Annotated in this window: 6 protein-coding genes; 1 reads left to right on the top strand and 5 read right to left on the bottom strand. The window is 65.3% G+C overall.

The genetic code is table 11. The features are described from left to right. Positions 1-195 precede the first annotated feature (195 nt). On the top strand, positions 196-789 hold the full coding sequence (locus M1D43_RS22050; RefSeq protein WP_015243019.1) for a hypothetical protein: 594 nt from the start codon (positions 196-198) through the stop codon (positions 787-789). A gap of 154 nt (positions 790-943) precedes the next feature. Here M1D43_RS22050 and M1D43_RS22045 read toward each other — a convergent pair whose 3' ends face one another. The 5 genes from M1D43_RS22045 to M1D43_RS22025 form a co-directional block, all read right to left on the bottom strand. Continuing rightward, a complete protein-coding gene (locus tag M1D43_RS22045) occupies positions 944-1384 on the bottom strand; it encodes a GNAT family N-acetyltransferase (RefSeq protein ID WP_231198593.1) in 441 nt (146 codons plus the stop codon). Between the two features lie 232 nt (positions 1385-1616). Then, positions 1617-2204, bottom strand: coding sequence for a DUF6969 family protein (locus tag M1D43_RS22040; protein WP_015008257.1), 588 nt, complete (start codon positions 2202-2204; stop codon positions 1617-1619). 363 nt (positions 2205-2567) lie between these two features. Beyond that, a complete protein-coding gene (locus M1D43_RS22035; protein WP_013850618.1) occupies positions 2568-3782 on the bottom strand; it encodes a YeeE/YedE family protein in 1215 nt (404 codons plus the stop codon). 106 nt (positions 3783-3888) lie between these two features. Then, entirely contained in the window at positions 3889-4800 is a 912-nt protein-coding gene (locus M1D43_RS22030) for a sulfurtransferase (RefSeq protein ID WP_013850619.1), read from the bottom strand. Positions 4801-5015: 215 nt separating this feature from the next. After that, on the bottom strand, positions 5016-11882 hold the full coding sequence (locus tag M1D43_RS22025) for an autotransporter (protein WP_027990786.1): 6867 nt from the start codon (positions 11880-11882) through the stop codon (positions 5016-5018). Between the last annotated feature and the right edge of the window lie 205 nt (positions 11883-12087).

Here is a 12087-nt window from a genome sequence, read left to right as displayed (position 1 = left end):
CGGCAGGGCTTCTCGGCGATGACGGGGCGCTCAGGCCGGCCGATCGCCAGCGAGCGATCCTGCGACGTTCATCCATATCGATCTGGGAGTAGGTGCGCTCATGAGCCATTCCTGAGCGTGATAGTCCATTGGCATCTATCGTAAGTCGCACTTAATCCTTAGTCCGCAACTATAAGGCGTAAAATCAGATAACGCATGTTATGGAACATCCAGGCGGTTTTGTTCCTTTCGACGGCATTTGATCATTTGATTGACGCGACAATGATCATCGAACACGCTGATGGTCGCCGATTCAGTTTGGATGGTGCACCTACCTTGTACACGTTGAAGCCCGGCATAAAAAAGGACCCGGTGCGGCGCTGGGCTCTGCCTGACCGCGTCTTCTTCGGAAATGGCGCGTGTGCCATTCTCGCCGGTGTGTTTTTGAGCGAGGCACCCCTTCCCGGATTTTATGCCGAGCGCATCATCCCCGGCGAAGGCTTCGCCGGTAACCATATTTTCGTGACCGACGGCGTAATCGCTTTCGACCACCACGGCTACTCGCTTCGGAGCCGACTGCTGACATACCACACGAACGGATGGGCGGGCCGATCTCCGGAAGGATGGAATTGCCGCCTCGAACGCGTCACCTTTGATCTGCTCGACAGGCGCGATCTCAATGACAACCAGATGCTCGGACCGGAGCAGTATCTGCACGACCCGATCGTGCGTGCCAAGACATATCTTGGCAGGGTGAACCATGCCGAAGCGAGCGCGCGTGCACGCGCAAAGAATGGCGCAGCGATTTAAGCAACAGAAGGCAATCCTGGGCCGCTTCTCTGGCTCGAGGTAGTTCGCCGACAGCTCGTAACTTCAGGTCCGCAAGCCGGTCGTCGTCGATACCCGTGATAACCGAGACGGTCGAGCGCATTACGGCCCAGTTCGGCTTTAAGTCCCAATCCCTCTAAATCGGTCGGTCGAATGAAAGTAGCAGACTTTCCACGCCGCGCTCGATGACGTCTCGATACGGCAGAAACCCTGCGGACAGCGAACCACGAATAGCTATTTTGTTCTCTTTAGCGTGACAGATGAAGCATTTGCAGTCTTGCGGAAAAATGGAAGGAACCACGTTCAGCACATAGGAGCGAAGCATAGCCTTCCCAAAGCCCTTCCCTATGAAACGCTCCTCACCGATAAATAGGTCGACGGCTACGCCGTCTTGCTCGCCTATCTCAGACGCGAAATCGGGATAGTTGCGAAGCGAATAGCACTGCAACATTCCAAAAGGCTCACCATTATATCGGGCTATATGGCAATGGGTGGGATGGCTTGGGCTCAGGCGCTCAGAATACTTCCCCTGAACTTCCTCGATCGTTATCGGCGTCTTCTGATAGTGAGCACGCATATGAGGGCTATTTAGCCATTCACACAACATCAGAAAAATCTGCTTCGGTCAGTGACCTGAATTCAATCATCCGGTTGTACCTTCAGGTCGGTAGCGCCGATTCCATAGAACGCCTGTGATTACAGGACTTTCCAGGCACTCATTCACCCAGATTCGGAGCCGGAACCGCACTCTTTGGAGCTTTGGCGTGGAATTAACGGGATATGCTTGATCGTCGTTCGCCGCATCTAGTCTAGCGACCTGAGAGCTTGAACTCCGAAGTGACTTCCAGCGCGCGGTCCTGGCGCGCTTCGACGCTTTCGGGCTGACGGTGTGCCAGCAAGGTGCGGTCACGCTCGCGGATCAGTTCGGTTATTTGTTGCTCGTAGGCGGTGAAAATTGCCGTCAGCCAACGGTTCACGAGATAAGACGGCCGCGGCATCTGCACGTCGAAGCGCGGCAAAAGAGCGATCGTGCCTTCCGCGCCGAGCCAATCATCGCCGACCACCCACTGGTTCACCGTGAAAAGCCGCAGAAGGCGCCCGTGAGCGTCGACCCCCACAGCCGCGAGATGGTGGATCGGCCCTTGCGGTCCTTGCGGTCGCAAGAAGCAGTGGAAATGGCCGTGTTCTTCCGCCCCCTCTTCAGCCGGGTGGCAGTGATAGAACCACTGCGCGCCGCTCGTCGGGTCGAACACATCGCCGGTCGGGTAGTGGTCCCAGGCCTTGATTTCAGCCGTGTCGCGAAAGGTCTCGCTGAGCACGTTGAGGCCGCCCTTGGCGAGCAAGGTTTCGCAGTAGGCGATCTCGCGGCGCGCGAGTTCTACGGCTTCCTCAGCCATTTCCCTGTACCGGCAAGGGAGCGGGCGGCGGAGGCGGCGGAAGCTTCTTCCCCTCGGTCGGCAGGGGAGCCGGCGGCGGCGGAGGCGCGAGCTTGGGTGCCACTGCCGTTGAGGGCGCTCCGGCGGCACAAGGCATAGAGGGCATTGGCGCGGGCGGTGGAGGTGGTGCTGCGAGCGGAGCGCCGGCGGCGCACGGCGCGGCAGCGGAGCACGGGGCACCTGCGGCACAGGGTGCTGCCCCTCCTGCCGAACCGGAGGTCGCTGCTGGCTGGGCGCGCGGAACGGGATGATTGTGGTGATCGACTGCCACAGCGGCGGTCGCCGCCGCCAGCGCTGCACCGAAAAGAAGCGTGTTCCTTGTCGTCATTTCTTCTTGAACCCGTCGAGACCGAAAAGCGGACGCATCCAGATGCCGACGAATGAGCCGACAAAGGCAGTTGCAAACCACAGCCAGCCATGCAGGCTGCCCGAAGCGATGCCGGAGAACAGCGCGCCTATATTGCAGCCGAAGGAAAGCCTTGCGCCATAGCCCATCAACAAACCGCCGACGACGGCCGCGAGCATGGAGCCAAGCGGGATTTTCGCCTTCGGCGCGAATTTTCCGGCAAGACTCGCGGCGGCTGCCGCGCCAAGAACGATACCGAAATTCATCACCGATGTGACGTCGGCGAGCACGCTTGCACTGAGCGCCGCTTGCGGCCCCGGCCAGTTCCAGAACTCCCACGTCGCGACCGGAACGCCGACCGCTTGCGCCGCCTTGGCGCCCCACAGGCCGAAGCCGAACGTGACCGACCAGGGATGGCCGGCAAGGAGCAGCGTGGCGACGTTGAGCAGAGCCATGAGCAGCCCTGCCCCCACCAGGGGCCATGGACCGTAAAGCAGCCAGGTCCAACCCGGACGCGACGGTTCCGGCTCCCTTTCGATGTTGCCATGCGCCCGCCGCTCGATCAGCGCCGTCGCCAGGGCGACGAGGCCGAGGCCTGCGAGCGTCGCGAGGATCGCAGTGCCGGTCCCGAGCTGCCGGCCGAGATCGATCGTGCCGAAGGATGGAAGCGTCAGCCACCACGGAAGATGTGCCGAGCCGATGAGCGCGCCGACGATGAAGAAGGTAAGCGTTACGAGCATGCGGGCCGAACCGCCGCCGACCGTGAACAGTGTGCCCGAACCGCAGCCGCCGCCAAGCTGCATGCCCAACCCGAACATGGCAGCCCCGACGAGTACCGAAACCCCGACCGGCGCCAGCGCGCCGACGAGCGGCTGGCCACCGAGGCTGCCCGCCGAGATCAGCGGGATCATGGCCAATGCCGCCACGCCGATCATCAGCATCTGGGCGCGGATGCCGCGCCCGCGGCGCTCGACCACCATCCGGCGCCACCCGCCTGTGAAGCCGAAGGAGCCGTGATAAAGGGCGACCCCCAACAGACCGCCGACGACGAAGAGGGCCGCCTGCCGCAGATCGATCAACTGCGCGATGACGAGAAGGCCTATCAGCAGTGCGCCGCCGGCTACGAGCGCCGGCCCACGGTCGACAACCGCCGACGGCAAATATCGCGAACGATCAAAGGAAATGTCGGTCATTTCGAAATCCCGCCGCCTATGCGGCATTGGTCAAATCCCAATGTCCGCAGCTTGCGGACATTGGCCTGTTCTTCCGTTGGCGCGGATCGGTCCTGGTCCGCTGGCGTCAGGTGCCCGACTTGTTCTCGACCGGGCGCGCCGGATCGGCCGTCCATTCGGCCATCGAGCCGTCATACATGGTGGTGTTCTTGTTGCCTAGCACCTCGGACAGGGCGAACCATGTTACGGATGCCCAATGCCCTGTGTTGCAGAAGGTGATGTTTTCCTCCTCCGCAGCCAGACCGGCGGCCTCGGTCAGGGCCTTCACAGTCTCGGGGCGGGCGAAGAGCGCGTGGTCCTGGCTGTAGAGCTTGGAGTGCTCGATGTTGATCGACCCCGGAATCGTGCCGTTGGCGCGCACGACCGGGCTCTTCGACTTGCCCTGGTGCTGCTCGGCCGGCCGGCCATCGATGAGCTTGACGCCGGCCTTGAGCGCGGCGGCGACTTCCTCGGTCGTCGCCAGCAGCTTTTCCTGCGGCTCGGCGTGGAACGTCGCCGGTTCGGGCTTTACAGCCTCGGCAGAGCGTGTCCCGCCGGCGGCGTCGTATTGCCGCCACCCGCCGTCGAGGATCGAAACTTCCTCATGGCCAAGATATTTGAACGTCCAATAGACGCGGGTCGCGCCACCAAACTCGGTCGAATCGGTACCCCAGGGCACGATGACGACGTGATCGTCATTGTCGATGCCGAGATCGCCGATCAACTTGGTGATCTGCTCCAGCGGCGGCAGCATGCCGGGGACGCCACCCACCTCGGTGCGCCAGCCGGCGCTCGCATAGGGTGCAACAACCGCGCCCTGGATATAGGGTTTGTCGCCAAGTTCCGTCTCGGCGACCTTGTCGCGGATGTCGAGGATGACGACGTCTTTGTCGCCGGCATTCGCCTTGACCCATTCGGCGTCGACGAGCGGGCTTATGTCGGCAGCGAGCGCGGACGAGGCAAGGACGGACAGCGTGAATGCTAATGATGCGATGCGCATTTTCATGAGGCTCCCGAATTCGTTTGTCGAACCTCGTCTACCCCGCGATCCGGGCCGAGTCAGGACATGGCTTGGCCGGAGATCCGCTGACTTTGGAAAATCTTTCTGTTTGGAAAATCTTTCCGTGCCGGAACAGTGATGCGAAGCCGCGTCGAGGACGCCCCGCCCGGAGCGTCCGCTGCTCCTGTGCAGCTGCATTGTCTCGAGTCGTCTCCTCAGAACTTGTGGCTCAAGCGCAGCGAACCGGCATGACTGTTGTAGGTATCCGAGAATGAGCCGTTATATTCCACGCGGAGACCGAAGCCGCTATCCGTTGCAAGATCGAGGCCCGCGGTTACCCGCCCGACCACATCTGCCAGCGGCACCTCGCTGTCGAACATACCGATCCTGGCCGGTGCACCGGCCAGCCGGGCCGAGGTATCCCAGCTATCGACAGTGCTGAAGCTCACTCCGGCGCCTGCAAACGCCCGCATCACCGTCGTTTCGTTCACCTCCACCCGCGTGCCGACCTCGATCGCCGGGGTTGCGTGGAAGCTCCATTGGCCGGCATCGTCGACCAGGAGGTCGAGCGCGCCGGTTCCCGACTCGCGATATCCGCTGGCATGCGAGTAGATCAGATCGAGATCGACCAGGGGCCGCACATAATAGGGGTCCTGGGCGAAGGTATAGGCGGCGCGCACACGGGTGCTGAGGTTGTAGATCTCCGGATCGCCCTCGGCCTGGCCGGCGAAGCCCGGGATGCGGATCGTGCGCGTGTTGTCGTACCAACCATAGCTGCCGGCGACGGCGCCCGAAAGAAGCCACGGCCCGATCTCATGTTTCAACGAGGCGCCGGCATAGATGATGTCGCCGTCGGCGTCGACCCGGCCGTCGTCGCCGCGAATGGAACTGCGGTCATAGCCGCCGGCGATGCCGACGAACCAGTCCGGCGACACCTCCATTTGGGCCCCCGCCCGAAGAGCGTAGGTCGTCGTATCGAAGCCCGACATGCCGCCGCTGGCCTTCTGGTCGAGTGTTTGTGCGCCGGCCTGGCTCCAAACGCAACTGGTCTCGACCAGAGCCGAGGTGCCATCGGCAAACATCGGACAGCTCAACAGCAGGTCGAGACGCTGCTGCGTCATGGCGATGCTGCCGGCCGCGGCCGCGCCCGAAATGCCGGGCGACATGTCGGAGAGAGCAGCCGCGTAGTCGCCGGAATTGCGGTCGGCCAGAGATCCGAGCGTTCCGAAAAGCGTGCCGAAGGAACCGCCGCCGGCGTCCCAAACCTCCTGCAGATGGCCGGCGACATTGATCTGGTCTTCGTTGAGCATGGCGCCGGGATCGGTGAAGTGAGCCGAGTCCGCTGAAACCGACAGCTCGTTTCCCGCCCGGCTGATGGAATAATCGAAGATCGACGACTCGGCGCTCAGCGCATGGTCCAGCGTGCCTGCGACGGTGAGGAACGGCAGACTGATGTCGGGCAGGACGCTGATGGCGTTCACCGTGAACCTGCCGGCGAGCGTCGCGTCGCCGTCGATGATCAGCCGGTCCATCCGGAAGCCGGCGAAGTCGGCGGTGAACCCCAGTATGCCACCTGCATCCTGCGTGAGGTCGCCGGTGATTCGGGTGGCGTCGATGCCGCCGGATTGGCCGATCGTCAGCCGGCCATGATTCATCACGTCGGCCTCGTAGATCTCCGCATCCGTCAGCACGCCGCCCGTCTTGTTGACGACGGAGACTACGGTGTCGCGGCCGGAGCGGGCAAGCCTCGGCATTTTGGCCGCGACGGTTAGGGCCCCCTTCACGCTGCCGCTGATCGTACCGGCGTTATTCACCACCAGGGCGCTGTCTTCGGGCGAGTTCATGCCGGCGGTATATTGCACGGCGACACCCGAAGCGGCCGAGACATTGCCTCCGGAATTGACGGTCACCACGTTGTCTTTCCCGGCCGACACCCAGATACCGGCGCCGTTGTCGCCGGAGCCGCCGGTGACAGTACCATTGACGGTCACATCGATCGTGCCGTTGTTGTCCGTCCCTGCATCGCTCTGCGCGAATATGCCGATCGAGTCCTTGCCGGACGCCTGGATGGTCCTGCCGGCATCGAGGCTGACCGTCACATTGCCGCTCTTGCCGTCCGACGAGAGATTTCCGTTGGAGCCGATAAAGGCACTCGTCGCGTTGCCGCCGAAACCGCCGCCGCCGCCGATCGACTGCGCCAGCACGCCGAAGGCGTAGTCGCCGCGCGTGAAGATGCTGCCGTCGGCCGTGACGGCGACGTCGCCACCGTCACCGTAGCTGCCGGGGCTGTTGCCGGTGAAGGAGAGCGGCGCACCCGAGGCGGCGCCGCCGACGCCGCCGCCGCCGCCGATCGACTGGGCGACGACGCCATGGGCGGCTATGCCCTGCGTGGTGATCGAGCTCTGGCTCGTCAGGTCGACCGTGACGGCGCCGCCGTCTATTGTTCCACCGCCTGAGCCGCCCACCACCAGCGAGGCAATGCTGTCGGCCTCGCCGGCGCCCCCGATGCCGCCGCCGCCGCCGATCGACTGGGCGACGAGGCCCAATGCCCGGGCGCCGGAAGTGCTGAGGGTCGTGCCGACGCTGAGATCGACCTCGCCGCCGCTACCGCCGACACCGCCGCTGCCGCCGACGACGAGATCGATCGTGTGGCTGTGCTCTTTTTCGGCGGCCGTGCTGCTTCCGGCGCCGCCGACGCCGCCGCCGCCGCCGATCGACTGCGCGACGATGCCGTGCGCGTCATCGCCGCTCGTCGAAAGGTTGATCCACCCCTTGGCGGTGACCATGCCGCCGCTGCCGCCCGCACCGCCGCTGCCGCCGAAGCCGCCGCCGACGGTGATCCTGCCCGCCGCCTCGTCGGAACCGTCGCCGCCCTGCCCGCCACCGCCGCCGATCGACTGCAGCAACACGCCATAGGCGCTGTATCCCGCGGTGCTGATGCTGTTGCCATGGTTATCGTCGAAGGTGATGCCGACCGCGCCGCCATTGCCGCCCGCACCGCCGCTGCCGCCGACACCGACGGTGATGTTGGCCGTCGCCTGGCTGCCGGACGCGGTGGAGGTGCCGCCCGCACCGCCGCCGCCGCCGATCGATTGGGCGACGATGCCGTCTGCCCAGTCGCCCGCGGTGGCAATGTGGCCGGCATGGGTCAACGTGACCGCGTTGCCATTGGCGGCCGTGCCGCCAGTGCCGCCATCGTCGATGGTGGCGCCGACACTGACGCCGAAGCAGTAGCCGTGTCCGTCATCGCCATTGCCGCCTTCGCTGGCGCACTCGCTGTCGCCTTCGTCATCGAGTGGTTCGGAATCGCCGGAAGACGCCTGCCCCACCGAACCACCCAACCCGCCGCCGCCGCCGATCGACTGTGCAAGCACCCCGTCGGCGTCCGCGCCGAAGGTAGAGATTGTACCCGCGGTGGTGACGTTGACCGTGCCGGACGAGCCGCCGCTGCCGCCGGTCCGGCCAACCGAAACGCCGACGGATGCGGAGAAGGCGCCGCTGCCCTCTTCGGATTCTTCCGCTTCAGCGGCTTCCTCGCCACCGCCGGGCAGGCTGGCGCTGGCCGACAGCCCGACGCTGGCGCCCTGCGAAGTGCCGCCGCCGCCACCGATCGACTGGACGATTACGCCGCGCGCGCCGGACCCGCTGGTCTGCAGGTGGGTACCGCTGTCGAGGCCGACGATCGCGTTTCCACCACTGGCTCCGCCGCTGCCAGACCCGCCGACCCCGACGTTTGCCGTCAGGTTGAAGCCGCTGCCGATCTCCTTGCTGTTGACGCTGCCTACGCCGCCATTGCCGCCGCCGCCGCCGATCGACTGCACCACGATCGCATTGGCATAGTCGTCGGCCGTCGTCACCGAGGCGCTGTCCTTGAGAGCGGCCGTGACGGCGCCGCCATTGCCGCCGGCGCTGCCCGAGCCGCCGACCGAGACGCCGATGTCGGCGCTGATCGTGTCCACCGTGCCGGCGGTCGAAGACATCGACGACGCACTGCCGCCATTGCCGCCGCCGCCGCCGATCGATTGCGCCAGGAGGCCATGCGAAGAATCGCCTTTCGTGAAGACGGCGGTGCTGCCGTCCAGCGTCAGCGACACCTCCTTAGCAGTCCCGCCTGATCCACCACTGCCCCCGACCGCCGTGGCGACGCTCATCGCCAGAGAGACGTCTTCGCCGGTCGGCACCGCCACGGTGAGCGCGTCGGCAATCGATGAGCCGCCATTGCCGCCACCGCCGCCGATCGACTGCGCGAGCACGCCGATGGCGTCGGTCACGTCTCCACCGCCCTGGCCGGTCCTGATGGCGCTGTCGGTCAGGCTTACGGAGACCTCGCCGCCGGCGCCGCCATTGCCACCGGTACCGCCGACCGCCACGGACGCCGTGAAGCCGATACCGGCGGAATAGGAACTGGCGGTGCCGCCGGTGCCGCCACCGCCGCCCACCGACTGCGCCACGATCCCCGCGGCGTGCGAGCCCTGGGTCGTCAGGGTCAGCCCCTGGAAACCGACGTTTGCGGTATTTGCGTAGCCGCCACCGCCACCGCCACCGCCAATCTGGAAGCTGCCGAACCCGGCATCGCCGCCGGTGGCGTTACCGCCATTGCCGCCGCCGCCGCCGATCGACTGCGCGAGTATGCCGACCGCGCCGGCACCCGCGGTCGCGATCGCGACGGCCTGCGGCGCTCCGGAGCCTGTAGAACAGTCGCCGCCCGAATTTTCATTGGTGACGCAAACCCACCCGCCGCTGCCGCCGCCCGTGGCGCTTCCACCGACGCCCAGCGCCGGAATCCCGACCGACATGTCGATCACACTGCCGCCGTTGCCGCCGCCACCGCCGATCGATTGCGCCATGATCCCATGCGCCATCTCGCCCCGCGTGGCAATCGAGCCGCCGTTCAGCCATACGCTGGCGTAGGTGCCGTAACCGCCGGCGCCACCCGAGCCTCCGACTGTCGCGATGCCTTTGGCACCGCCGCCAGAGCCGCCGCCACCGCCGATCGATTGCGCCAGGATGCCGATCGCCGCGTCGCCGCCGGTGCTGATGGCGCCTGAACTCTGGACCTCGGCATTCCCCGCGTAGTTGGCGTTGCCGCCGGTGCCGCCGATCGACAGAATGCCGCCAGCGGTGCCGGCAGCGCCGCCGCCGCCGCTGATCGACTGCGCCAGGATGCCATGCGCCGAATAACCGTCGGTGGTGATTGCGCCTGTATTCTGGACACTGGCCGCCCCGGCAGAACCGCCCTCGCCTCCATCGCCGCCCAGTTCGAGCGTCAATCCTTCGGCGATTCCGCCTGTGCCGCCGCTGCCGCCGATCGACTGCACCAGGATACCGTAGGAATGCCCGCCCGAGGTGCTGATCGTCCCGCCAGCATTGTTGATGGTAGCGGTGTTGCCGTTGCCGCCATTGCCGCCATTGCCCGCGCCACCGCCGAGCACGTCCGTGAAGTCGCCCCCCGTCCCGCCGCCGCCGCCGATCGAGTGCAGAGTGACCGCAGCGGAAAAATCCCCTGTTGTCGTGATCTTGGAGCCGGTGGTGACATACGCGCCGACGCCGCCGGCATTGCCACCGAAGCCGCCGCCGCCGCTCGTTCCGACAACGGCCGTGTCGTCGCCACCATTGCCGCCCTGGCCCCCGATGCTTCCGCCCAGCAGGCCGTAGGCCTGGATGCCATCTGTCTCGATAGAACCGCCATAGACGTTGATCTGAATCGCGCCGACGTCGCCGCCTCTACCGCCGGAGCTGTCCTTCTCGCCGCTGGCGCCGTCGCCGCCGCGCCCGCCCTGGGCCAACCCGACGACGCCGGCGACATAATCGCCCTTTGTCGAAACCGTGACACCTGATTGGACGCTCAGGGTAGAGCCGAAGGCAGAGCCGTTCCCACCACGGCCTCCGGTCGTTGACGCGGTGCCGGCGCCGCCATCACCACCCTGACTGATGGCAACGATGCCGCCGGACAGTTCGTTGGGGTCGGAGCCGGTGGTGACCACGGCTATATCGGAATAGGTGTCGATGCTGAACTGGCCGCCGTCCGCGCCGGCGCCGCCATCGTCGGATGAATCCTGAGAGGCCGTGCCATAAGAGCCTTGGCTGAATGCATAGATGCCGCGCGCGCTGTCGGCGCTGTTCGAGTAGATGTTGATCGCACCGATCGAGGCATTTCCGCCGGATGAACCGTTGTGAATTTGGATGGCGCCACCCGCGCCACCCGCGCCATTGTCGTGCCCCCCCGCCTGGCCGATGGACTCGGCGGCGAGACCCCAGACATAGTCCAGCCCGTTCAGCGGGTTGGTCGCGCTGCCGAGATTCACCTGCCCGGTGTTGGTGATGCTGATGCTTCCGCCGCTGCCGCCGACCCCCCCGAACTGGTCGCCCGCCGCGCCGCTGTTCTGATTACCGCCGGTGCCACCCTTGCTCACGGCATGGATGCCGGCCATGCCCCTGGCCGTGTTCGGGCTGAGCGACTCTACGCTCAGCGCGCCGTAGTTGGTGATCGTCAGCGAGCCTCCCGACCCGCCAGCTCCACCGTTGGACTTGTAGTTGTCGTTATCCCCGTCCCCCGAGCCGCCGAAGCTCGTTGCCGAAATCAAGCTGCCGATCGAGCCTGGATCCGTCGAGGTGGTCAGGGTTATGGGGCCGTAATTGGTGATCGTCACGGCGCCCCCGGCGCCGGCGGTTCCCTCGTCGACGCCAGCGCCACCCATTGTGTATGTCATGATGACACCGCCGACGGAATCCCAGGGCATGGTGTAAGGGAGACTGGCGCCGGCCGTGTACGACGCCTGGGTGTTGATCGTTATGCTCGCTCCGGGATCACCGTTCTTCTCATCCTTGTCATCGACACCACTGTCGCCCCAACAGGCCGACCATGTGTATCCATAGTCGACCTGGCCGATCGTCTGGGTTGCATTTCCATTGCAACCCGCATACGCCTCGCCGGCCAGGGCCGCCCCGCTGAGCCCTACGGCCAGCACGATCAAAAAATGCGACGTGTTCCGCTCGGACGGAAACGCAGCTTGGACGCCGGGTCCGAATGCTGCCAGCGAAGACCTCGGCCGGGCTTTCCTGGTTCTGGTGGCGTGCTTCATCCGATGTATCCCCCCGAAAAATGGCGCTCATACATCGACACACGGCGGCAAACCTTGCACCACCATGCTCAACGTGCGAGTGTGCGACGCGCTGAATATGCGACTCCTTATAGGTATTAATGATGCGCCCTCCGCGCATAGACACGCCCTATTCGATGAACCGGTCGATCTACTCGGTGAAGAAACCAATCCTGCCCCGGGATGA

The sequence above is a fragment of the Ensifer sp. R1-3 genome (assembly GCF_056739175.1).
Note: the sequence above shows the minus strand (reverse complement) of the source record. Positions and strands in the feature narration are given on the sequence as shown.